The 21,936-nt window shown below is 60.3% G+C and carries 21 protein-coding genes; 18 read left to right on the top strand and 3 right to left on the bottom strand.

Annotated elements, in window-relative coordinates:
* Positions 1 to 71: 71 nt before the first annotated feature.
* The 5 genes from G5154_RS14740 to G5154_RS14720 all read left to right on the top strand — a co-directional run bounded on the left by G5154_RS14740 (position 72) and on the right by G5154_RS14720 (position 5,886).
* Complete coding sequence (locus G5154_RS14740; RefSeq protein ID WP_216979439.1) at positions 72 to 1,178, top strand: 1-acyl-sn-glycerol-3-phosphate acyltransferase; 1,107 nt, start codon at positions 72 to 74, stop codon at positions 1,176 to 1,178.
* 317 nt (positions 1,179 to 1,495) lie between these two features.
* On the top strand, positions 1,496 to 1,966 hold the full coding sequence (locus tag G5154_RS14735) for a YhcH/YjgK/YiaL family protein (RefSeq protein WP_421251191.1): 471 nt from the start codon (positions 1,496 to 1,498) through the stop codon (positions 1,964 to 1,966).
* A gap of 222 nt (positions 1,967 to 2,188) precedes the next feature.
* Positions 2,189 to 3,388, top strand: coding sequence for an acetate kinase (locus tag G5154_RS14730; protein ID WP_005354534.1), 1,200 nt, complete (start codon positions 2,189 to 2,191; stop codon positions 3,386 to 3,388).
* 143 nt (positions 3,389 to 3,531) lie between these two features.
* Positions 3,532 to 4,773, top strand: coding sequence for a mechanosensitive ion channel family protein (locus G5154_RS14725; RefSeq protein ID WP_421244542.1), 1,242 nt, complete (start codon positions 3,532 to 3,534; stop codon positions 4,771 to 4,773).
* Between the two features lie 186 nt (positions 4,774 to 4,959).
* Positions 4,960 to 5,886, top strand: coding sequence for a L,D-transpeptidase family protein (locus G5154_RS14720; RefSeq protein ID WP_421263946.1), 927 nt, complete (start codon positions 4,960 to 4,962; stop codon positions 5,884 to 5,886).
* A gap of 69 nt (positions 5,887 to 5,955) precedes the next feature.
* On the opposite strand, the gene G5154_RS14715 is transcribed toward G5154_RS14720, so the two are convergent.
* Positions 5,956 to 6,849, bottom strand: coding sequence for a VirK/YbjX family protein (locus G5154_RS14715; RefSeq protein WP_421244540.1), 894 nt, complete (start codon positions 6,847 to 6,849; stop codon positions 5,956 to 5,958).
* A 322-nt stretch (positions 6,850 to 7,171) separates the two neighbouring features.
* Here G5154_RS14715 and putP point away from each other — a divergent pair, with 322 nt between their 5' ends.
* The 10 genes from putP (at position 7,172) to rpoS (ending at position 15,632) form a co-directional block, all read left to right on the top strand.
* Positions 7,172 to 8,689 carry a sodium/proline symporter PutP gene (putP, locus tag G5154_RS14710; RefSeq protein ID WP_421244539.1) on the top strand — a complete coding sequence of 506 codons (1,518 nt, stop codon included), beginning with the start codon at positions 7,172 to 7,174 and terminating at the stop codon, positions 8,687 to 8,689.
* A gap of 208 nt (positions 8,690 to 8,897) precedes the next feature.
* Positions 8,898 to 9,215 (top strand): cell division protein FtsB, encoded by a 318-nt coding sequence (gene ftsB / locus G5154_RS14705; protein WP_005335520.1) that lies wholly within the window; start codon positions 8,898 to 8,900, stop codon positions 9,213 to 9,215.
* A complete protein-coding gene (gene ispD, locus G5154_RS14700) occupies positions 9,208 to 9,900 on the top strand; it encodes a 2-C-methyl-D-erythritol 4-phosphate cytidylyltransferase (RefSeq protein WP_270905578.1) in 693 nt (230 codons plus the stop codon). The genes ftsB and ispD overlap by 8 nt, the downstream gene beginning before the upstream one ends.
* A gap of 146 nt (positions 9,901 to 10,046) precedes the next feature.
* A complete protein-coding gene (gene ispF, locus G5154_RS14695; RefSeq protein WP_270905577.1) occupies positions 10,047 to 10,523 on the top strand; it encodes a 2-C-methyl-D-erythritol 2,4-cyclodiphosphate synthase in 477 nt (158 codons plus the stop codon).
* Positions 10,523 to 11,581 carry a tRNA pseudouridine(13) synthase TruD gene (truD, locus tag G5154_RS14690; protein ID WP_421263945.1) on the top strand — a complete coding sequence of 353 codons (1,059 nt, stop codon included), beginning with the start codon at positions 10,523 to 10,525 and terminating at the stop codon, positions 11,579 to 11,581. Before ispF ends, truD begins: the two co-directional genes overlap by 1 nt.
* Positions 11,562 to 12,323 carry a 5'/3'-nucleotidase SurE gene (gene surE, locus G5154_RS14685; protein WP_201934041.1) on the top strand — a complete coding sequence of 254 codons (762 nt, stop codon included), beginning with the start codon at positions 11,562 to 11,564 and terminating at the stop codon, positions 12,321 to 12,323. The genes truD and surE overlap by 20 nt, the downstream gene beginning before the upstream one ends.
* Before the next feature lie 7 nt (positions 12,324 to 12,330).
* The gene (locus tag G5154_RS14680; protein ID WP_005335507.1) at positions 12,331 to 12,948 is read left to right on the top strand and encodes a protein-L-isoaspartate(D-aspartate) O-methyltransferase; all 618 of its coding nucleotides are present in this window, start codon (positions 12,331 to 12,333) and stop codon (positions 12,946 to 12,948) included.
* Positions 12,945 to 13,526 (top strand): YqaA family protein, encoded by a 582-nt coding sequence (locus G5154_RS14675; protein ID WP_216979432.1) that lies wholly within the window; start codon positions 12,945 to 12,947, stop codon positions 13,524 to 13,526. Before G5154_RS14680 ends, G5154_RS14675 begins: the two co-directional genes overlap by 4 nt.
* Before the next feature lie 9 nt (positions 13,527 to 13,535).
* The gene (locus tag G5154_RS14670) at positions 13,536 to 14,603 is read left to right on the top strand and encodes a LysM peptidoglycan-binding domain-containing protein (protein ID WP_005343369.1); all 1,068 of its coding nucleotides are present in this window, start codon (positions 13,536 to 13,538) and stop codon (positions 14,601 to 14,603) included.
* 45 nt (positions 14,604 to 14,648) lie between these two features.
* Complete coding sequence (gene rpoS, locus G5154_RS14665; protein WP_005335504.1) at positions 14,649 to 15,632, top strand: RNA polymerase sigma factor RpoS; 984 nt, start codon at positions 14,649 to 14,651, stop codon at positions 15,630 to 15,632.
* Between the two features lie 121 nt (positions 15,633 to 15,753).
* Here rpoS and G5154_RS14660 read toward each other — a convergent pair whose 3' ends face one another.
* Positions 15,754 to 16,791 (bottom strand): alkene reductase, encoded by a 1,038-nt coding sequence (locus tag G5154_RS14660; RefSeq protein WP_421251193.1) that lies wholly within the window; start codon positions 16,789 to 16,791, stop codon positions 15,754 to 15,756.
* A 199-nt stretch (positions 16,792 to 16,990) separates the two neighbouring features.
* Here G5154_RS14660 and G5154_RS14655 point away from each other — a divergent pair, with 199 nt between their 5' ends.
* Complete coding sequence (locus G5154_RS14655; RefSeq protein ID WP_421251194.1) at positions 16,991 to 17,557, top strand: TetR/AcrR family transcriptional regulator; 567 nt, start codon at positions 16,991 to 16,993, stop codon at positions 17,555 to 17,557.
* A gap of 68 nt (positions 17,558 to 17,625) precedes the next feature.
* Here the strand turns inward: G5154_RS14655 and G5154_RS14650 are convergent, their stop codons facing one another.
* Positions 17,626 to 18,579 carry a LysR family transcriptional regulator gene (locus G5154_RS14650; RefSeq protein WP_257124388.1) on the bottom strand — a complete coding sequence of 318 codons (954 nt, stop codon included), beginning with the start codon at positions 18,577 to 18,579 and terminating at the stop codon, positions 17,626 to 17,628.
* 155 nt (positions 18,580 to 18,734) lie between these two features.
* Here G5154_RS14650 and aguA point away from each other — a divergent pair, with 155 nt between their 5' ends.
* On the top strand, positions 18,735 to 19,832 hold the full coding sequence (gene aguA, locus G5154_RS14645; RefSeq protein WP_236382083.1) for an agmatine deiminase: 1,098 nt from the start codon (positions 18,735 to 18,737) through the stop codon (positions 19,830 to 19,832).
* Between the two features lie 266 nt (positions 19,833 to 20,098).
* The gene (locus G5154_RS14640; protein WP_421251195.1) at positions 20,099 to 21,802 is read left to right on the top strand and encodes an amidase; all 1,704 of its coding nucleotides are present in this window, start codon (positions 20,099 to 20,101) and stop codon (positions 21,800 to 21,802) included.
* The last annotated feature ends 134 nt before the right edge of the window (positions 21,803 to 21,936 follow it).

Below are 21,936 nucleotides of genomic sequence, written 5' to 3'. Positions count from 1 at the left end.
AAAATTGCGCCCTGAATTTTCCCCGGCCAACAAGGGTTGGCTGCGGTTTCCTAGCATGCAAGGCTGACATTGTGACTGAAGTAGATAGATTCGCGGATATTCGCCCCTACCGCGATGAAGAAGTGCCGGCAGCCATCGAACGGCTGATCCAGGATGATGAATTTATCGGCGCCATCGCCAAGTATCGTTTCGGTTCCCTGATGAGCTGGCTGGGTTGGGCCATCCGCCCGATGATCCGCCTGTTCCTGCGCCGTAAATGGTCAAAAGTGACCACGGTGCATCAGGTCCAGATGGGGGTGACTCGCTATATGTCCCGCATGATCGCCACCTCCACCAAGGGGGTGACCTTCTCCGGGCTCGAACATCTGAAGAAGGAGCAGGGCTACCTGTTTGTCTCCAACCACAGAGACATCGCCATGGACCCGGCGTTCGTCAACTGGGGGTTGCACACCCACGGTTTTGATACCGTACGTATCGCCATCGGCGACAACCTGCTGCGCAAGCCCTGCGCCACCGAGCTGATGAAGCTCAACAAGAGCTTTATCGTCAAGCGTTCCGCCAAGGGGCCGCGGGAGATGATGAAAGCGCTCGGCGAGCTGTCGGCCTATATAGGTCAGTCGGTCCACGAGGGGCACTCCATCTGGATCGCCCAGAAAGAGGGGCGGGCCAAGGATGGGGATGACAAGACCGATCCGGCCATCCTCAAGATGTTTTATGTCGACGGCAAGAAGCAGAAGATCGACTTTGTCGACTACATGCGTAGCCTCAATATCGTGCCGGTCAGCATCAGCTACGAGCTGGACCCCACCGACAAGGCGAAGGCGCGCGAGCTCTACGAGAAATCGGTCAACGGCAGCTACGAGAAGGGCGAGTTCGAAGATATCGAGAGCATTGTCGCCGGTATCGTCGGCATGAAGGGGCGGGTACATGTCTCTTTCGGCGCCCCCATTACCGAGGGCTTCAGCGATCCGGACGAACTGGCCGCGCTGATCGATAAGGCTATATGGAGCAGTTACCGCCTCTTCCCCAGCAACTATCTGGCAGCAGATGTGGCTGGCAAGGCCAATACCATCGAACAGGCTGCTTTCCTGACCCGTCAGTCAGAAGTGCCACAAGAGCACAAGGCTATCTGGCGTGCCATGTACGCCAAACCGGTGGAAAACGCCGAAAAGGCTTGAATGAAGCCGGTTGTTAAACGGTTTTGCGAAAAAAACGGGAGCTGATGCTCCCGTTTTTGCGTCTGGTCAAAGTCGCTGGCAAAAGGGTGGTGAATAATATGGTTTCAGCTGGTACGATCACCGTGAAAATGGAGTCCATACTCTTGGCAATCACTGGATGAGTGTGTAACAGTGCTCCAATATGCTGAATATGAACGTTAGCTATAATCCCTCTGCACGGATCGCCGGGGGCATTATCGAAGGACCTGTAACAGGTCCTTTTTCATTGGGCGGCAAAGATGCCGCGCAGATATACCTAACAGGAAGATGCTCGCACCATGATCACCGGTAGCCTGAACACTTTGCAGCGTACGCCGCTGCCTGCCCCGCTGGATCGCATCATGGTCGAGGTGGTCAAAAGCGTTGCCCTCTGGCGCGAGGCGCCCCTTGGCAAGAGCGAGATCGACGGCCTCAAGCTGTTCTGTCTGGTGAGCGAGGAGATGACCGAGCCGGCTGCGGATCGCCGTGGCGAGTTCCACCGCGACTATCTCGATATCCAGCTGCTGCTGGCAGGCGAAGAGTGGATCGGTGTCGGGCCTCATGAGTATGCGAATGAAGGTGCTGACCATCCCCATCCTGACCTCTGGTTTGTCGATGACGAGCAGACTACCTATCTGGCGCTGCAACCGGGCGATTTTTCCATCTTCTGGCCGGGCGAACTGCATCGCCCGCTCTGTACCCGCAACCAGCCCGCCAAAGTGAAGAAGCTGGTGGTCAAGGTACACCGGGATCTGCTGGCCATCGCCTGAGCATCCCCATTGAAGCGAGCCCTGCGCAGCTGATGCGTCGAGACTCGCAAGCATTGAAACGAGTGATACGCACCACAAGTTGCGATGACTCTTTCAAGAGCAAGAATTGAAAAATTGGGCGCACTTTCCTGCGACCATAAGCCCCCGGCAGGGGAATCCCATCCTCTTTTTGGATGACACGACACTGTCGGCGTAAAGCCGAAGCACAGGAAGATGTAGAAAATGAGCAAGTTGGTATTGATCCTTAACTGCGGTAGCTCTTCCCTGAAATTTGCCGTAATGGACGCCGAAACAGGTGAGGACATGCTGTCCGGCCTGGCCGAATGCTTCAATCTGGATGATGCACGTATCAAATGGAAACTCCACGGGGTCAAGGGCGAAGCCATGCTGGGCGCGGGTGCCGCGCACCAGGAGGCCCTCGACCATATCGTGGGTCATATCCTGCCGCAGGATCCGACTCTTGCCGAGCAACTGGTGGCCATCGGTCACCGCATCGTACATGGTGGCGAGCAGTTCTCCCGCTCCGTGCGTATTGATGACGGCGTGATCGCCGGTATCGAAGCCGCCATTCCGTTCGCCCCGCTGCACAATCCGGCCCACCTCATCGGTATTCGCGCCGCGCTGAAAGTGTTCCCGCAGCTGTCCGAGAAAAACGTGGCCGTGTTCGACACCGCCTTCCACCAGACTCTGCCGCAAGAGGCCTACCTCTATGCGCTGCCACACAAGCTCTACCGCGAACACGGCATCCGTCGTTATGGTGCCCACGGTACTTCTCACCGCTACATCGCGGAAGAAGCCGCGAAAGAGCTGGGCAAGCCGTTGAATGAACTGAACATCATCAACTGCCACCTGGGTAACGGTGCCTCTGTCTGCGCCATCAAGAACGGCGAATCCGTAGACACCTCCATGGGGCTGACTCCGCTGGAAGGTCTGGCGATGGGTACCCGCTCCGGTGATATCGATCCGGCCGTGGTCTTCTTCATGCACGACCAGCTCGGTTACAGCGTGGAGCAGATCAACCACACCCTGACCCGTGAGTCCGGTCTGCTGGGGATGACCGAAGCGAGCAGCGACTGCCGCTACGTCACCACCAACTACGCCACCGACGCCGGTGCCAAGCGTGCGCTGGATGTCTTCACCTACCGTGTGGCCAAGTATGTCGGTGCCTATGCCGCTGCGATGGACGGTCGTCTGGACGCCGTGGTCTTCACCGGCGGTATCGGTGAGAACGCCGCCATGGTGCGCGAGATGGTGCTGAACCGTCTGGCACTGTTTGGCTTCAAGGTGGACAAAGAGGCCAACAACGCCGCGGTACTGGGTGGCGAAGGTCGCATCACCACCGCCGACAGCCGTTGCGCCATGGTGATCCCGACCAACGAAGAGCTGGTCATCGCTCGCGATGCCCTGAGCCTGGTCTGCTAAGTCAGCCTCGCTTTGAAACAACGCCCGGCCTGTGCCGGGCGTTGTCATTTCAGGCATACGCCGATTTGACATGGGGGAGGGGAGCGGTACCCTGACCACCACTGTTTTTGCAGCCAGCGGGCTGCCCGGTTCGGGAGAGAGCAATGAAAGAGGCGTTTTTTAACTGGTTGTCGGGCCTTGGGGTGGAAGTGACCAGCATGATGGCGCTGGTAATCGCGCTGGGCTTTATCGTCATTACCTCCCTGTTGCTGCACATGGCGCTGCACCGCTTTCTGCTGGTGCGGCTGGTGGGGATACTTGGTAGAGCCAAGCAGGTGTGGCTACCGCCTCAATTGCAACAGCGCCTCTTTTACCGACTCGCTTTTGTCTTTCAGGGAGCCGTCTTGCTGGCTCAGGCTGAGATCTGGTTACCCCGTCAGTCGGAGAGCCTCAAGTTGATCGAAATGCTGGCTCAGCTCTGGATCCTGCTCTTTTTGCTGCTCTCTTTCTTTAGTCTGCTCGACTGCGTGTTGGCGGTGAGCCGCAATACTCGGTTGTGGCGGGACCTGCCCCTGCGTGGCATCTTTCAGGGGGCCAAGCTGGTAGGCAGCATTCTGGTGGGCATCCTGATGATCGCCTTGCTGCTTGGCAAGTCGCCGCTGTTCCTGTTCAGCGGTCTGGGTGCCATGACTGCGGTGCTGATGCTGGTGTTCAAGGACCCCATCCTCGGGCTGGTAGCAGGGATCCAGCTCTCCGCCAACCGGATGCTGAGTGTCGGTGACTGGCTGCAGATGGACAAGTATGGCGCCGATGGTGAGGTGACCGATATCGGCCTCACCACGGTCAAGGTGTCGAACTGGGACAAAACAGTCACCACTATCCCCACCTATGCCCTGATCTCCGATTCTTTCAAGAATTGGCAGGGGATGACCGAGTCGGGTGGCCGCCGTATCAAGCGCAGCATCAATATCGACATGACCAGCGTACGCTTTCTGACAGCCGATGAGCAGCGGCAGCTCAAGCAGGCACAACTGCTGGCCCCCTATCTCAGTCGCAAGGAGCAGGAGCTGAGCAGTTACAATCAGCAGCTGAGCGATGCCCTGAGCTGCCCTATCAACGGTCGTCACCTCACCAACCTCGGCACCCTGCGCGCCTATCTGGATGCCTATCTGCGTGCTCACCCCGGCATTCGCAAGGACATGACCCTGATGGTGCGCCAGCTGGCGCCCACGTCAGACGGTTTGCCGCTGGAAATTTACTGTTTTACCGCGACCACCGCATGGGCTGATTACGAAGGGATCCAAGCCGATATTTTCGACCATATCTTCGCTATCATTGAGCAATTTCATCTGCGGTTGCATCAATCTCCCACAGGTTATGATATGCGCCTCTGGCAACGGGGATAAACAGGGGGAGAGGGCGAGTCGAGGGCGTTGGATAATCCGCATATTAATCATCGACCCGTCACCACTTGTCAGTTGATATTTGGTCAGCAGAGGAGAAAAATGGCGGCCTTCTCTTCGCGCCCCTGATCTTCTGCTGATCAGCCGTCAGCTCAGAGATGTCAATTCAGTCATTATCATGGGAAAGTTATGAAGCTCCTTCGCAATAGTGTGGTAACACTCTGCTACAGCCTGCTGCTGACCGCTGCGCCGGTTTTCGCTGTTGAATATGCTCTGCCTGCGGCCAACAGCCGTCTGGTGGGGGAAAATCTGGAATATGTGGTTCCGGCCGAAGAGAATGGCCAGACGCTGGAGGCCATTGCTGCCAAATTCCAGCTGGGGCTGACCAACATGATAGAGGCCAACCCCGATGCGGATCCCCTGTTGGTACAGACCGGCGAGAAGCTGGTGATCCCCCAGCAACTCATCCTGCCGGATGCCCCTCGTGAAGGGATTGTGCTGAACGTGGCCGAGATGCGCCTCTACTACTACCCGAAAGGCAAGAAGGTGGTAGAAGTGTTGCCCATCGGCATCGGCCAGCTCGGCACCGACACCCCGGAAAACTGGGTGACCAGCGTGCAGCGCAAGAAAGCGGGCCCGACCTGGACCCCGACTGCCAAGATGCATGCCGAATATGCCGCCCGTGGCGAGAGCCTGCCAGCGGTATGGCCGGCCGGTCCGGACAACCCCATGGGGCTGTTTGCACTCTATATCGGCAAGATGTACGCCATCCACGGCACCAATGCCAACTTCGGTATCGGTCTGCGGGTGAGTCACGGCTGTGTGCGGCTGCGTAACGACGATATCGAGTACCTGTTCAAGCGGGTTCCGGTTGGTACCCGCGTCCAGTTTGTCAACCAGCCGATCAAGGCCTCTCTCGAGCCCAACGGCGTTCGTTATCTGGAAGTGCACCAGCCGCTGTCGCGCAGTGAAGAGGAGTTTAACTCCAAGCTGCCGGCACCGCTGCCGATGACCCCGGCGGTGACCCGCTTCATTGCCCACGCCGACAGCGACTCCCAGCTGGTGAAGCAGGCGCTGGAGCAGCGCAACGGTATGCCGATAGCGATCAATCGCTAAGGGCCGATCCCCGTCATGACAAAGGGCGAACAGCATGCTGTTCGCCCTTTTTGTTTCTGCTGTGCTGACTCAGCGTCGCAGCAGATTTGCCTGTAGCTCGCTGCCGAGCTGATCGAGCAACTGATAGCGCGCCTTGTAGCTGGCGCGCTTGCGGGAGGGGATCTCCTCCAGCGTCTTGCGGGGCACCTCCAGTGGCAGGCTCATCCAGAGGTCATCCTGCACGCAGCCCTGATGCTCCTGCCACAAGCCATCGAGGTCGAACTTGACCCGATCGGCGGTGCGCTTGCTGCTCTGATAGACGTGGCTTTGGGTGCGGATCCCGAGCAGGGTGTTGCACGCCAATCCCCGGGCCAGCTCGGCAGCCATATAGACCAGCAGGGACATAGGGCGCAGCCCGCCGCATGCCTTGGTGACCTGTTTGATCTCCTCGTTCTGGCCCTTGCCCCCTTGCAGCGAGCAGATCTCGAGGGTCGGGTTCGGAGCAGGGCGCAAATTGAGAGCCATGTAATAGAGCCCCGTGTCACCCAGCTTGAGGGTCAGGCTCATCTCCCCCTCTTTGCCCATATGGGTTTGGTAATCGAGTTGCAGGGTCAGCGGTGCCATCAGCTTGTCGCTCTGCCACTGGGCCAGCAGCAGGCCGCGGCCGCTGTAGATCGCCAGTTGTTGTGCCTTGGGCAGCTGGCGAGCCAGCTGCTGGTAGTGGCCGCTGATAAGCCCCGCGCGCAGGCGCTTGCGGAGCCCCTTGTGGCGATAGGGGTGGATCGGCTTTTCCAGAATATCGGGGAAGCGGCTGATCGCTTGCGCCAGCAGCGGTTGCTCCTGCTGTTGGCGGTAGAGGGCGCGGGCGCCGGGATTGAGCCAGAGACGTCCCACATACTTGGCCCGTCTGATGAGATGGCCCGACTCCTCTACCGGATGGAGACGGCGGGCGAGGGTGCGCAGTTGCGACAGATGAGAGGACATAGGCGTGGCCCCGGTTCGTTGGATTCAGGGCGGCGAGTGTAGGAGGGGACGGGGAGGATGTAAAAAGCTCGATAGTAACAAAATGTGAAAACATAACGCTCAGTAGCGGCTGGCGCTGCGAGATGATCATCACGGCAACGGCAGGAAATCTGGCGCCATCCTCTTGATGTGGCAGATGATTTGATGCGCAAAGGTTTTTATTGTGTTTTGTGTTTGTTAAAAGTGGTTGAGCTGGCGCGAACGGCTGATTAAGCTAGGCCGGTTTTTTAGGGATGAGCCCGTCACCAGAGCGGGCAGAAAATGACACAAAACGGAGTTTTGCATGACAGCTAGCACACCCATGTTAATCACCTTCCTGGTGTATATCCTCGGAATGGTGTTGATCGGCTTCGTCGCCTATCGCGCCACCCGCAACTTTGATGACTACATTCTGGGCGGCCGCCGGATGGGGAGCTGGGTTACCGCTCTCTCCGCCGGCGCCTCCGACATGAGCGGCTGGCTGCTGATGGGGCTGCCCGGCGCCGTCTTCGTCAGCGGCATCTCCGAGAGCTGGATCGCCATCGGTCTGGTCATCGGTGCCTACCTCAACTGGCGCTGGGTAGCGGGCCGCCTGCGGGTACATACCGAGAAGAACCGCAACGCCCTGACCCTGCCGGACTACTTCACTTATCGCTTTGAAGATCACAGCAAGGTGCTGCGCATTCTCTCTGCGCTGGTGATCCTGCTCTTCTTCACCATCTATTGCGCCTCCGGCGTGGTGGCCGGTGCCCGCTTGTTCGAGAGCACCTTCGGCATGGATTACAACACCGCCCTCTGGGTCGGTGCCGCTGCCACCATCACCTACACCTTCTTCGGCGGCTTCCTCGCGGTGAGCTGGACCGACACGGTGCAGGCGACCCTGATGATCTTTGCCCTGATCCTGACCCCGGTCTTCGTCATCATCGCCGTCGGCGGGGTGGATAGCGCCATGATCGAGGTGGCCGCCAAGAGCGCCAGCAACCTCGACATGTTCAAGAATCTGGATGTGATCGCCATTGTCTCGTTGATGGCCTGGGGTCTTGGCTACTTCGGTCAGCCCCACATTCTGGCCCGCTTCATGGCGGCGGATTCCCATCACTCCATGGCCAATGCCCGCCGTATCAGCATGACCTGGATGGTGTTCTGCCTCGCAGGCGCGGTGGCCATCGGCTTCTTCGGGCTAGCCTATTTTGCCCGCTTCCCGGAAGTGGCGGCTGGAGTGACCGGCAACCCGGAGCGGGTCTTTATCGAGCTTTCCAAGATCCTGTTCAACCCCTGGATCGCCGGTGTGCTGCTCTCCGCCATTCTGGCGGCGGTGATGAGCACTCTAAGCTGCCAGCTGCTGGTCTGCTCCAGCGCCATTACCGAGGATCTCTACAAGCCCTTCCTGCGCAAGAACGCCTCCCAGCGTGAGCTGGTGTGGGTGGGTCGCCTGATGGTGCTGCTGATCGCCGTGATTGCCATCGCCGTCGCCATGAATCCGGAAAACCGGGTGCTGGGGCTGGTGAGCTACGCCTGGGCCGGTTTCGGTGCCGCCTTTGGTCCCGTGGTGCTGCTATCGGTGCTGTGGCCGCGAATGACCCGCAACGGTGCGCTGGCGGGCATGCTGGTCGGTGCCATCACCGTCATCGTCTGGAAGCAGTTCGGCTGGCTGGGGCTGTATGAGATCATCCCGGGCTTCCTGTTCGCACTGCTGGCCATCGTAGTGGGCAGTCTGCTGGGCGAAGCGCCCTCTAAAGCGATGCTGGAGCGTTTCCGTGATGCCGAGGAGGAGTACCACACCCCGGCCGAGAGCGCGGGAGAGCCGGTCGTGGTGAACTGATCCCTATTACCGCTTTCTGATTGAGAGCCCCGCCCCCGGACAAGGAGCGCCCTGGTTGGCCATCCTTGCACCGGTTTGGCGGGGCTTTGTGCTATCTGATTCACTCTTGGGCACTTTTTTATGTTCGGCCGGTGGCTCCCGGGTGCTCGCTTTCTTTTGTCTTGGCACCGAATATGGGACACTAGGCCGCCTGAAGGAGACCTAGTGCATGCGGCTATTCACCCTGATCCTGATCCTCCTGCTGGGGGGACTGCAATATGACCTCTGGCTGGGGAAGAACGGGCTATCCGATTATCAGAACCTGTCGGAGGCCATCTCGCAGCAACAGCGGGACAACCAGACTCTCAAGGATCGTAACGACCTCATTTACCGCGAGATAGATGATCTCACCTCTGGCCTCGAGGCCATCGAGGAGTTGTCGCGCAACGATCTGGGTTACATCAAGCAGGGGGAGACCTTCTACCGGATCATCCCCAAAGAGAAAGACAAAGAGACAGCGCCGGACGATGAGCCCTACGATGACTGATGCCAGCCGGGTATCCGGCCTGACGGCGATCGTCCCTGCCGCCGGTATCGGCAGCCGAATGGGGGCCGATTGCCCCAAGCAGTACCTGCAACTGGCGGGTAAAACCATTCTCGAACATACCCTGGAGCGGCTGCTCTCCCACCCGGCCATCGCCCAGGTGATCGTGGCGCTGGCGCCCCATGACCGCTGGTTCGAGGACCTGCCCGTGGCGGCCGACCCGCGCATTGTGCGGGTAGAGGGAGGCGCCGAGCGCGCCTTTTCCGTCCTCAATGGTCTCCATGTGGCGCAAGGGGAGTGGGTGCTGGTGCACGATGCGGCCCGTCCCTGTCTGACTCACGGCGATCTCGATGCGCTGATTGCCGCGGCCATGAACTGCGACGGTGCCATTCTCGGCAGTCGGGTACGCGATACCATGAAACGCTCCGATGGGGAGGGCAATATCATTGCCACCGTCGAGCGCGAGCAGCTCTGGCATGCCCTGACGCCGCAGATGTTCCCGACCCGAGCCCTGAAGCGGGCGCTGGAAGAGGGGCTACTGCTGGGCGCCACCATCACCGACGAGGCCTCCGCCATGGAGCGGGCAGGATTTGCGGTGCGGATGGTGGAGGGGCGCGCCGACAATATCAAAGTGACCCGGCCGGAAGACTTGTCGCTGGCGGGGCTGTTTTTAAGCCAGCAGGCATAAGCCCCTCAGTCAGAACAGACCGTTCAGAGCAGAGTGTCTCGAACAAACAGGCCCGAACAAGGAGTTAGCATGATCCGGATTGGACATGGTGTGGACGTACACAAAATTGATGGGGTTGGTTTCAGCATGTTGGGAGGTTGCCGCTGATGATGCGCATTGGTCATGGTTTTGATGTTCATAAATTTGGTGGTGTTGGCCCCTGCATGCTGGGTGGCGTGCCGGTTCCCTACGAGCAGGGGCTGGTTGCCCATTCTGACGGCGATGTGGTGCTGCACGCGGTGAGCGATGCCCTGCTGGGCGCCATTGGTGCCGGTGACATCGGTCGCCACTTCCCCGATACCGCTGCCGAGTTCAAGGGGATCGACAGCCGCATCCTGCTGCGGGATGTGTTTGCCAGGGTACATAAGGCGGGTTATGCCATCGGCAACCTGGATGTGACCATCATCGCCCAAGCGCCCAAAATGGCCCCCCATATCGACGCCATGTGCGCCGTGCTGGCCGCCGATCTGCAATGTGATTTGAACCGGGTGAACGTCAAGGCGACCACCACCGAAAAATTGGGTTTTACGGGGCGCAAGGAAGGGATCGCCACCGAAGCCGTCGTCCTGTTGGTGAAACAATAATGCTGGAACAACTTGCCTATCTGCACGGGGCGCCCACCGCCCGCGGTATCCTCAAGGCCGAGGCCGCCGATTTTGTGGTGAATGAGGATCTCGGCTTCGAGCCTTGTGGCGAGGGTGAACACATCTTCGTCCGGGTGCGCAAAACTGGCGAGAACACCGCCTGGGTGGCGGGTCTGCTGGCCGATGCGGCCGGGGTCAACCGCAATGCGGTGACCTGGGCTGGCCTGAAGGATCGCCACGCGGTAACCGAGCAGTGGTTCGGCATTCATCTGCCAGGCAAGGCCGAGCCGGACTTGTCGGTTATCGAGAGCGACAGCATCCAGATCCTGCAAGCCAGGCGTCACAACCGCAAATTGCGGGTAGGCTACCTCAAGGGCAACCATTTCACCCTGCGTCTCACCGGTCTGGAACAGGCCGATGGGTTGGAGGCGCGCCTGCAACCCATCGCCACTCAGGGCGTGCCCAATTATTATGGTGAGCAGCGTTTTGGTCGCGATGGCAACAACCTGGAAGCGGCCAAGGCAATGTTTGCCGGCAAGCGGATCAAGGATCGCAACAAGCGTTCCCTCTACCTCTCTGCCGCCCGCAGCATGCTGTTCAACGCCATTGTCAGCGCCCGTATCGAGCAGGGGCTGGCTCATCAGCTGCTGGCCGGTGATTGCGTGATGCTCAAGGGCAGCCACTCCATCTTCAGCGAAGAGAGCGTGACCCCCGAGCTGGAAGCGCGTCTTGCCTCCGGCGATGTGCAGCTCACCGCGCCCCAGTGGGGCCGTGGCCGTCTGGCCAGTCAGGGCGCCGCTGCCGAGTTCGAACAGGCTGTGTTGGCTCCCTATAGCGATTGGTGTGACGGGCTGGAGAAGGCCGGGCTGGATCAGGATCGCCGTCCGCTGCTGCTCAAGCCGGAGCAGATGAGCTGGCAGCTGGACGGCGAGGCGCTGACCCTCTCCTTCTTCCTGCCGGCGGGCGCGTTTGCCACCAGCGTGGTGCGCGAGTTAATGCAGGCCGAAGAGGCTGATCACGGTTTCAGGAATCAGACCGATGCGAATTCTGGTCAGTAATGATGATGGTGTGCATGCCGAGGGCATTCGTGCCCTCAGCGAGGCGCTGCGCGCCTGTGGCGAGGTCATTGTGGTGGCTCCGGATCGCAACCGCAGCGGCGCGAGTCACTCCCTGACGCTGGAAGTACCGCTGCGGGTTACCCGCATTGCAGAAAACGGCTTTAATGGGTGCGAGAGCTATGCGGTGAAAGGCACGCCGACCGACTGCGTGCATCTGGCAGTCAACGAGCTGGTACGCCCGGAGCCGGACATGGTAGTGGCCGGCATCAATCACGGCGCCAACCTGGGAGATGATGTCATCTATTCGGGGACGGTCGCCGCGGCCACCGAGGGGCGCCATCTTGGTTACCCCTCCATCGCCATCTCGTTGGTGGGCAAGACCCACTTCGCCACGGCGGCCCACTATGCGGCCCTGCTGGTGAAGGGGCTGATGAAACACCCCCTGCCTGCCGATCAGATCCTCAACGTCAACGTGCCGGACTTGCCCCTCGAACAGATCAAGGGGATCAAGACCACCCGCCTTGGCAATCGCCACCGGGCGGAGTCGGTGATCCGTACCGAGGATCCCCGTGGCCAGCCCATCTACTGGATTGGCCCTCCCGGCAGCCAGCAGGATGCCGGTGAAGGTACCGATTTTGCCGCCATCGAGCAGGGCTATGTCTCGATTACCCCTCTGACCATCGACATGACTGCCTATGACAGTCTCGCCGGTCTGGGGGCCTGGTTAGATCTGCAGGGATGAGGGTGGTGTGATAGTACAGCGCCTGTTAAATCAGCTCATTGCACAGGATATTCGCGATTTTCGCGTGCTGGCGACCATCGCGAAAGTGCCACGTCAGCTATTCGTGGACGAGGCCATGGCACACAAGGCGTGGGACAACACCGCCCTGCCCATTGGCCACGGCCAGACCATTTCGCAGCCTTATATGGTGGCGCGAATGACCGAGTTACTGATGCAAAACAATCCGGCCCATGTGCTGGAGATTGGCACTGGCTCGGGTTACCAGACGGCGATCCTCGCCCATCTGGTGGAGCATGTGTATACCGTTGAGCGGATCAAGTCGCTGCAGTTCCAGGCCCGGCGCCGGCTGCGCCAGCTCGATCTGCACAATGTCTCGGCCAAGCACGGCAACGGCTGGTTGGGGTGGCCCAACAAGGGGCCTTATGACGCCATTCTGGTGACGGCCGCGGCGAGCGAGATCCCGACGGCACTGACCGATCAACTGGCCGAAGGGGGGCGACTGGTGTTACCTGTCGGTGACAGTCAGCAGACCCTGCAGCTGATTGAACGATCCGGCTCCCAGCTGACCAGCCGAATTCTGGAGCCGGTACGTTTTGTTCCCCTGATTGACGGAGATGTTGAGTGAAGTTGTTTTCCCGTTTGTATGTACTGGTGATGCAGTGGGCCCGCCACAAGCATGCTCCCTGGTATCTCTCCATCACCGCCTTTATCGAATCGGTATTCTGGCCGATCCCGGTGGATGTGATGCTGGCGCCGATGGCGCTCGCCAAGCCGCACAAGGCGTGGCACTACGCTACGCTGGCTACCGTCTTCTCTGTGCTGGGCGCCCTGTTTGGCTATGCCCTTGGCTATGCCCTGTGGGATCCGGTGGTGCTGCCACTGGTGGAGTCTGTTGGCTATCAGGGAAAGATCGAGATCGCCCGCCACTGGTTTGAGCAGTGGGGGATCTGGGTCATTTTCATTGCCAGCTTCACCCCGATCCCCTACAAGGTGTTTACCGTGACGGCTGGGTTGTTGCAAATGGCTCTGTTGCCTTTCATCATCACCTCCCTCATCGGTCGTGGCATGCGCTTTTTCCTGGTGGCAGGTTTGATGCGCTGGGGGGGCGAGAAGATGGAACGCAAACTGATGCACTATGTAGATGTGCTCGGTTGGCTCTGTATTGGTCTGGCCGTGGTGGCCTATTTCTGGTTTAGTCGTTAAGGATCCATTATGCGTTCGCGTATTTGGCAGGGAAGCAGTGTCGTGGTGTTGTCCTGGCTGCTGCTTGCCTGCTCCTCCAGTAAAACTGCAGCTCCGGTGGATGGGGTCGGTGATGATCAGTTCGTCTCGACCATTCCGGCTCGCCAGAGTGGTGCACAGGTCAGCGCCCCTATTCAGGGCGGCAGCTATGTGGTGAAGAAGGGGGATACTCTCTACTCCATCGCTTTTAACTCCGGTAATGATGTGCCCTCACTGGCCAGCCTCAACAATATCAGCCCGCCCTACAACATCTATCCGGGGCAGCGGCTGCGCCTCGATGGCTCCAGTGCCAGTGTTGGCAGCAGCCGCAGTACGGGGACCTATCAGGTACGTCGCGGCGATACCCTGAGCAGCATCGGTCGCCAGTTTGGCATGAGTGCGCAGGCGCTGGCCCAGAGCAATAACCTGAGCGCCCCTTATGCGCTGCAACCGGGTCAGGTGCTCAATGTACAGTCCGGTGGCAACACAACCCAGATGGTGGCTGTGACTCGTCCGACAACCGTGACGCCGGTGGCCGTGAGCCGTCCGAGCAGCGGTCCGCGTCCGTTGGCCGAGCCTAGCGGATCTGGTCAGACCACGCCGTTCATCTCTCAGAAATCCGTTGCTCCGGCAGCACCGAAGGAATACGCTCAGGTCAAAGAACAAAAAACAAACAACTCCCAGTCGAGACTTGCTTGGCACTGGCCCGCAAAAGGTCGTATTGTCGAGGGGTTCTCTGTTGCAGAACAGGGTAACAAGGGGATCGACATAGCCGGCCAGAAGGGGCAACCCGTCTACGCCGCCAGCAGCGGTAAAGTGGTATACGCTGGCAGTGCTTTAAGGGGGTATGGCAAGCTGATTATCCTCAAGCATGATGATGACTATCTCTCCGCCTACGCACACAACGACGAGTTGCGGGTGAAGGAAGGGGACAGCGTCAAGGGGGGATCGGTCATTGCCAACATGGGTAGCACGGACGCGCCGGATGTGCGATTGCATTTCGAGATCCGGTACAGAGGCAAGTCGATCAATCCGATGAGCTATTTGCCAAAGCGTTAACCCCAGAGAGACCGTCTTACTCTGGTAACGTCAGGGAGACACACCATGAGCCAAGAACAACTGGTAATGCAGGATGCAGAGTTAGAGTTTGACGCTGAACCCGAATCTCACGAGGTAGAAGAGTTGCAGGAGGTAGCCGCCGAGGCGGACGAGACTATCTCCGATGAGTTGCTGGCACCTGAGCTGAACAAGGTGATGGATGCCACGCAACTCTATCTGGGGGAGATAGGTTTCTCCCCGCTGCTCACTGCCGAAGAGGAAGTCTACTACGCCCGTCGTGCCTTGCGAGGTGACAAAGCAGCCCGCAAGCGCATGATCGAGTCCAACCTGCGACTGGTGGTGAAAATCGCCCGTCGTTACAATAACCGCGGCCTGGTGCTGCTGGATCTTATCGAAGAGGGCAACCTCGGTCTTATCCGTGCGGTCGAGAAGTTTGACCCCGAGCGCGGCTTCCGTTTCTCTACCTATGCCACCTGGTGGATCCGCCAGACCATCGAACGGGCCATCATGAACCAGACCCGTACCATCCGTCTGCCTATTCATGTGGTCAAAGAGTTAAACGTTTACCTGCGCACTGCGCGCGAACTCTCTCACCGCCTCGATCATGAACCGACCGCCGAGGATATCGCCTTCGCGCTGGATCGTTCGGTGGATGATGTGAACCGCATGCTCAAGCTCAACGAGAAGATCACCTCGGTGGACACCCCCATCGGCGGCGATCGCGACAAGGCGCTGCTGGATGTGCTCTCCGACGAGCGCGGCATGGGGCCTGAGCTGGAGTCACAGGAAGATGATATGCGTAGCAGCATCGTGCACTGGCTGGAGGAGCTCAATCCCAAGCAGCGGGAAGTGCTGGCCCGTCGTTTCGGTCTGCTGGGTTACGAGCCCGCCACCCTCGAGGATGTGGGGGCCGAGATTGGCCTGACCCGCGAGCGGGTACGCCAGATCCAGGTGGAGGGGCTGCGCCGTCTGCGGGAGATCCTGCTGAGCCAGGGGCTCTCTATTGAGGCTCTGTTTAGAACAAACTGAGTCCAGAACCAACTGATTAGCGGAACAAACTAATCAGGGTTATAACGCCAGCCAAATAGCACGAGGGGAGCAACAGCTCCCCTCGTTTTTTATTGCCTGTCGTCTGGCGATGGCTTCGTGGTTATACCAGCTCGGCCAGCATGGTGTCGGCGTAGGGCACCAGCGCTTCACCCTTCTTCACCTTGGCGAGATAGTCCGGGTTGGCGATAAGTGGACGACCGATGGCCACCAGATCGAAGCGGTTAGCCTCGATGGCCGCAGCGGCGCGCTCGGCGTCGTAGTTACCCACCCCGACCAGATTGCCCTTGTAGTGGGCACGCAGATAGTCGGAGGCACGGCCACCCAGATAATCGAAGGTTAGGTTGTCATCGAAGATGCCGAGGTGGATATAGGCCAGCGGGCGATCGTTCAGCTTGCCCAGCAGATAGTCGAACACGGCGCGATCTTCCGGGCTGCCCGCCAGATGGACATAGGCACCCGGGGAGAGGCGAATACCTACCCGATCACCACCGATACGGGCGCTGATGGCATCGACCACTTCCAGCGCGAAGCGGCTCATCTTTTCCGGGCTGCCACCGTAGTTGTCGCTGCGCAGGTTGGTTGAGTGGTGCAGGAACTGGTCGATCAGGTAGCCGTTGGCACCGTGGATCTCCACCCCGTCAAAGCCCGCCTCGATGGCGTTGGCAGCGGCCTGAGCGTAATCCAGCACCAGCTGGGCGATTTCGGCTTCGGTCAGGGCGCGCGGCACCTGATAGGTCAGCTCGCGCATGCGGGGCACAGTGCCCTCGTGCGCCACGGCAGAGGGGGCCAGCACTTCAGCCTGATGGAAGAAGGGGTGGGAGAGGCGGCCGACGTGCCACAGCTGGGCGAAGATCTTGCCACCCTTGGCATGTACGGCGCTGGTCACTTTCTTCCAGCCATCGATCTGTGCCTGGGTGAAGAGGCCCGGGGTATTGGGGTAGCCCTGCCCGTCGGGGCGGATGATGACGGCCTCTGAAACAATCAGGCCGATATCGGCGCGGCGGCCGTAATAGGCAGCCATCTGCTCGGTCGGCACCAGACCAGGGCCTGCCATGCAGCGGGTGAGCGGGGCCATCATGAAACGGTTGGCCAGGGTCAGAGTGTCATTGAGTCGATACGGCTGAAACAGGGTATTCATGATAGGTTGTCCTGAACGGGTTATTCTTGAACGTGCATTCAAGACGTTTTTTGCGTCGGGCGCAAGCTTTTTTTGAATGCGCGTTCAAGAAGGTTGGCCCGAGCGGGCGGCTGGGGTAAACTTGCCGCCCTTTCCAGCCACTCTTTATCGGCGGGCCCTGTTGTCCCTTGCCGGTGAACCATTTCCCACGGGAGGAACCATGCGCATAGCCGAGTTTGATCGGGACGAGGTACTGCGAAATGCCATGGAAGCGTTTCGCGCCAAGGGATATGCCAAGACCACCATGCAGGAGCTGGTGGCCGCCACCGGCCTGCACCCGGGCAGCATCTACGGCGCCTTTGGCAACAAGCGCGGCCTGCTGCTGGCGGCGGTGGATCACTATGTCGAGGGTAAACGCACCCTGCGCCGCTCCCTGCTCGACAACCCGAGCCCGCTGGCGGGCCTTGCTGCCTATCTCGACGGGATTGTGGGGGAGGCGCTCTGCGGCTCCTGTCTGGTGACTCGCACCATGATGGAGCTGAGCGAGCAGGATGATGAGCTGACCCAGCGGGTCAAGGGGATCTATGGCGAGCTGGAGCAGGATCTAGCCGAGTTGCTGACACAGGCGCAGGCCAAGGGTGAACTGGCCCCGGATAGCAATATCCGCACCCTCACCGCTCTGCTGCTGATCAACCTGCAAGGGCTGGTCACCTTCGCCCAGTGCCGCCCCGATCGTCCCCTGCTCGACGACGTGGTCGCCCAACTGATGCGGGCCCTGCGGGCGTAACGCGATACCGCAGAAACAACAGTGGCTCTCTCGGGAGCCACTGTTGTTTTCGGGAGGTGCATTCCGCTTTACCTTGGCCCCACCAGCTCTTTCATCAAATCTTTCAGCCATACCAGTGCGGGTTGCTGGGCATGCACGGGATGCCAGACGCAGTTGAGGTGATAATCTGGCACATCCTCGGGCAGCGGCAGGCTTTTCAGCGGCCAGTGGGTGGCGAGCAGCTCGGCCACCATGCTGGGCAGCACCAGCAGGTGATCGCTCTGACTGACGATGGCGGCGGCGGACATATAGCTCTGGCTGTTGACCGAGATGGTGCGGCTAAAGCCCTGACTTTTCAGATAGCGGTCGAGGCTCGCCTCCGAGGTGCCCAGCGGCGAGTGGAACACATGGGGCATGGCGATAAGCTGCTGCAAGGTGATGCGCTCCTGCCACTGGGAGGGGTCATCCTCGGCGCCGGTGGGGGCCGATTTGGCAATGGGCAGATCGGCGCGCACCAGCCCGGCCAGCGGCTCGGTGAGCCAGGTCTCTTTGCCCAGATACCCCGGCACCTGCATGTACTCGTCAAACCCCAGCACCAGATCGATCTCGCCGCTTGCCAGCTCGGCTTCGGGCAGGGTGTCGCGCAGGATGCGGATCTCGATGGTGACCCCCGGTGCCAGCCGTCTGAGCCGCTGAATAAGCGGCGGGATCAGCACACATTCCACGTAGTCGGTAGTGCAGAGCACGAAGCGTCGCTTCGACTGGCTCGGCTCGAACTCTTCTTCCTCGGTGAGCTGCTGCTCCAGCAGCCGCAGCGCCTGCTGTACCCCGAGGTGCAACCGTTGGGCGCGTGGGGTCGGCAGCATCCCCTGCGGGGTGCGCACCAAGAGCGGGTCGCCGAGAAAGGTGCGCAGCCGGTTAAGGGAGTGGCTCATGGCGGGCTGGCTGATAAAGAGCGCTTCGGCGGCGCGGGTGACGCTGCCCTGCGTCATCAGGGCGTCAAAAGCGAGCAGCAGATTGAGGTCGAGCTGGTGCAGTTTCATGGGGGGATTATTCGCCGTGTTTATGGGACAATCCATCCTATTCATTTGATGGATGGGGGCGCAACGTCTTAATCTGCGACCCACTCTTATTTTTCCGGGTTCCCGCGCCGCATCGGGCGTAAACGGGGGCCTCAATCCATGCAAGGAGCCTTGCGATGAGCATCAAGACCATTAACTCCACGCCGGCCGCCGACGGCTTCACCATGCCCGCCGAGTGGGCGCACCAGCAGGCCGTCTGGATGATCTGGCCGTTTCGCCCGGATAACTGGCGCGTAGCCGGTCGCTTCGCGCAAGAGACCTTCGCCAAGGTGGCCGATGCCATCGGTGGCGCCACCCCGGTTTTTATGGGGGTACCGGCCCAGTTTATGGAGCAGGCTCGCGCCATCATGCCCGCTCACGTCACTCTGGTCGAAATGAACAGCGATGACTGCTGGGCCCGCGATACCGGCCCGACCATCGTTACCAACGCGGCCGGCGAGTGCCGTGGGGTGGATTGGGGCTTCAACGCCTGGGGCGGTCACAAGGGTGGTCTCTACTACCCGTGGAATCAGGATGAAGAGGTCGCAGCCCAGATGCTGGCCCAGCACGGCATGGCTCGCTACGATGCGCCGCTGATTCTGGAAGGGGGCTCCATCCATGTTGATGGCGAAGGTACCTGCCTGACCACCGCCGAGTGCCTGCTCAACGAAAACCGCAACCCGCACCTGACCAAAGAGCAGATCGAAGCTCACCTGCGCGACTATCTGGGCGTCACCAGCTTTATCTGGCTGGACGAAGGCGTCTATATGGACGAAACCGACGGCCACATCGACAACATGTGCTGCTTCGTGCGTCCGGGTGAAGTGGCCCTGCACTGGACTGACGATCAGAACGATCCCCAGTACGCCCGCTCCGTGGCCGCCCTCAAGGTGCTGGAGGCGGCGGTCGATGCCAAGGGGCGCAAGCTGAAAGTGTGGAAGCTGCCCCAGCCGGGCCCGCTCTACTGCACTGAAGAGGAGTCTGCTGGCGTCGAGAGCGGCAGCGGTGTGCCGCGCGAGGCAGAAGGCCGTCTGGCCGGTTCCTACGTGAACTTCCTTATCACCAACGATCGCATCGTCTATCCGCTGCTGGATGCCGCCACCGATGGCGAAGCCCAGCGCATTCTGGAAGAGATCTTCCCGGAGCACACCGTGATCGGCGTACCGGCCCGCGAGATCCTGCTGGGCGGTGGCAATATTCACTGCATTACCCAGCAGATCCCCTCCGGCAAATAAGAACCGGATGACGATCCTGCTGCGAAGCCGTGATCAAGGCTCATGTGCTGCTCGGAATCCTCATGTATTCACATACACTCCGGTTCCTGCGCTGCTCTTCACCTTGCTGACGGCCTCTCGCGACGGGTCGTAAACCGGCTTACGCCAGCTGAGGTTGGTATTCAAAACCCCACGCCGTGGGGTTTTCTCTCTTGATGGTGTGATGGTCGCAGGCGCAGATGCGGCGATCATCATGACAAACAGTCACCCTTTTACAGGAGATCCCCATGATCGAAGTGACCGAGGTTTCCATTGCCGAGCTGCGTGCCGCGCTCGAATCAGGCCGCACCACAGCGGTCGAACTGGTCAAGGCCTATCTGGCCCGGATCGAGGCCTACAACGGCCCCGAGACAGCCACCAAACTCAACGCCGTGGTGGTTGCCAATCCCGATGCGCTGAAAGAAGCCGAAGCTTCCGATGCCCGCCGTGCCCGTGGCGAGACTCTGGGCCCGCTCGACGGCATCCCCTACACCGCCAAAGACAGCTATCTGGTCAAGGGGCTGACCGCCGCCTCCGGCAGCCCGGCCTTCAAGGATCTGGTGGCCCAGCGCGATGCTTTTACCGTTGAGCGGCTGCGCGCCGCCGGTGCCATCTGCCTTGGCAAAACCAATATGCCGCCGATGGCCAATGGCGGCATGCAGCGCGGCGTCTATGGCCGTGCCGAGAGCCCCTACAACGCCGACTACCTGACTGCGCCGTTTGCCTCCGGCTCCTCCAACGGGGCCGGTACCGCCACCGCTGCCAGCTTCTCCGCCTTTGGTCTGGCGGAAGAGACCTGGTCGAGCGGCCGTGGCCCTGCTTCCAACAACGGTCTCTGCGCCTACACCCCTTCCCGTGGCGTCATCTCGGTGCGCGGCAACTGGCCGCTGACCCCGACCATGGATGTGGTGGTGCCTTATGCCCGCACCATGAATGATCTGCTGGAAGTACTCGACGTAGTGGTCGCCGACGATGCCGACACCCGTGGCGATCTGTGGCGCCTGCAGCCCTGGGTGCAGCTGCCCAAGGCTTCCGAAGTGCGTCCGGCTTCCTATCTGGATCTGGCTGCCAAGGCCGATGCCCTCAAGGGCAAGCGCCTCGGCGTGCCGCGCATGTTTATCAACAAGGATGAACTGGCCGGCACCAGCGAAAACCCCGGTATCGGCGGCCCGACCGGTCAGCGCATTCATACCCGCGAGACCGTGATCGCCCTCTGGGAAGATGCGCGCAAGGCGCTGGAAGCCGCTGGCGCCGAAGTTATCGAAGTGGACTTCCCGTTGGTCTCCAACTGCGAAGGGGACAGACCCGGCGCGCCGACCGTGTTCAATCGCGGCATCGTGAGCCCGGAGTTTCTCAACGACGAGCTGTGGGAGCTCTCCGGCTGGGCGTTTGACGACTTCCTGCGCGCCAACGGCGATCCCAAGCTCAACAAGCTGGCCGATGTTGATGGGCCGAAGATCTTCCCCCACGATCCGGGCACCCTGCCTAACCGCGAGGGCGATCTGGCGGCGGGCATGGACGAGTATGTCAATATGGCCAAGCGCGGCCTGAAATCGTGGGACGAGATCGCCACAGTGCCGGATGGCCTTCGTGGGCTGGAGAAGACTCGCAAGCTGGATCTGGAGGACTGGATGGACGGGCTCAAGCTCGACGCCGTGTTGTTCCCGACCGTCGCCGACGTCGCCCCGGCTGATGCGGATGTGAATCCGGCCTCCGCCGATATCGCCTGGAGCAATGGCATCTGGGTTGCCAACGGCAACCTCGCCATTCGTCATCTCGGTGTGCCGACCGTCACCGTCCCCATGGGGGTGATGGCCGATATCGGTATGCCGGTGGGCCTGACCTTCGCCGGTCGCGCCTATGACGACAACAACCTGCTGCGCTTTGCCTCGGCCTTCGAGTCCACCGGCAGCAAGCGTATGGTACCGCCGAGGACGCCGCCGTTGGGGTGATTGGTTACTGGGGCTAAATAGCCTGTGTTGGTCTTGTGATAATAAAAAAACCACCCCTTAGTGGGTGGTTTTTCAACTGTTCATATTATCAAACAGGCCAGCTTACGAAAGTTTATTAGACTGCTCATAACTAA

Origin of the sequence: Aeromonas sp. 600527, from assembly GCF_049175415.1 — a bacterium.
GTDB lineage: Bacteria > Pseudomonadota > Gammaproteobacteria > Enterobacterales > Aeromonadaceae > Aeromonas > Aeromonas veronii_A.
Note: the sequence above shows the minus strand (reverse complement) of the source record. Positions and strands in the feature narration are given on the sequence as shown.

What these genes read in the sequence shown, in the direction of transcription:
- G5154_RS14735 (WP_421251191.1), top strand. Translation starts at nt 1,496, where the DNA reads ATGATCACCGGTAGCCTGAACACTTTGCAGCGTACGCCGCTGCCTGCC.
- G5154_RS14730 (WP_005354534.1), top strand. Translation starts at nt 2,189, where the DNA reads ATGAGCAAGTTGGTATTGATCCTTAACTGCGGTAGCTCTTCCCTGAAA.
- G5154_RS14725 (WP_421244542.1), top strand. Translation starts at nt 3,532, where the DNA reads ATGAAAGAGGCGTTTTTTAACTGGTTGTCGGGCCTTGGGGTGGAAGTG.
- G5154_RS14720 (WP_421263946.1), top strand. Translation starts at nt 4,960, where the DNA reads ATGAAGCTCCTTCGCAATAGTGTGGTAACACTCTGCTACAGCCTGCTG.
- G5154_RS14715 (WP_421244540.1), bottom strand. Translation starts at nt 6,849, where the DNA reads ATGTCCTCTCATCTGTCGCAACTGCGCACCCTCGCCCGCCGTCTCCAT.
- putP (WP_421244539.1), top strand. Translation starts at nt 7,172, where the DNA reads ATGACAGCTAGCACACCCATGTTAATCACCTTCCTGGTGTATATCCTC.
- ftsB (WP_005335520.1), top strand. Translation starts at nt 8,898, where the DNA reads ATGCGGCTATTCACCCTGATCCTGATCCTCCTGCTGGGGGGACTGCAA.
- ispD (WP_270905578.1), top strand. Translation starts at nt 9,208, where the DNA reads ATGACTGATGCCAGCCGGGTATCCGGCCTGACGGCGATCGTCCCTGCC.
- ispF (WP_270905577.1), top strand. Translation starts at nt 10,047, where the DNA reads ATGATGCGCATTGGTCATGGTTTTGATGTTCATAAATTTGGTGGTGTT.
- truD (WP_421263945.1), top strand. Translation starts at nt 10,523, where the DNA reads ATGCTGGAACAACTTGCCTATCTGCACGGGGCGCCCACCGCCCGCGGT.
- surE (WP_201934041.1), top strand. Translation starts at nt 11,562, where the DNA reads ATGCGAATTCTGGTCAGTAATGATGATGGTGTGCATGCCGAGGGCATT.
- G5154_RS14670 (WP_005343369.1), top strand. Translation starts at nt 13,536, where the DNA reads ATGCGTTCGCGTATTTGGCAGGGAAGCAGTGTCGTGGTGTTGTCCTGG.
- rpoS (WP_005335504.1), top strand. Translation starts at nt 14,649, where the DNA reads ATGAGCCAAGAACAACTGGTAATGCAGGATGCAGAGTTAGAGTTTGAC.
- G5154_RS14660 (WP_421251193.1), bottom strand. Translation starts at nt 16,791, where the DNA reads ATGAATACCCTGTTTCAGCCGTATCGACTCAATGACACTCTGACCCTG.
- G5154_RS14655 (WP_421251194.1), top strand. Translation starts at nt 16,991, where the DNA reads ATGCGCATAGCCGAGTTTGATCGGGACGAGGTACTGCGAAATGCCATG.
- G5154_RS14650 (WP_257124388.1), bottom strand. Translation starts at nt 18,579, where the DNA reads ATGAAACTGCACCAGCTCGACCTCAATCTGCTGCTCGCTTTTGACGCC.
- aguA (WP_236382083.1), top strand. Translation starts at nt 18,735, where the DNA reads ATGAGCATCAAGACCATTAACTCCACGCCGGCCGCCGACGGCTTCACC.
- G5154_RS14640 (WP_421251195.1), top strand. Translation starts at nt 20,099, where the DNA reads ATGATCGAAGTGACCGAGGTTTCCATTGCCGAGCTGCGTGCCGCGCTC.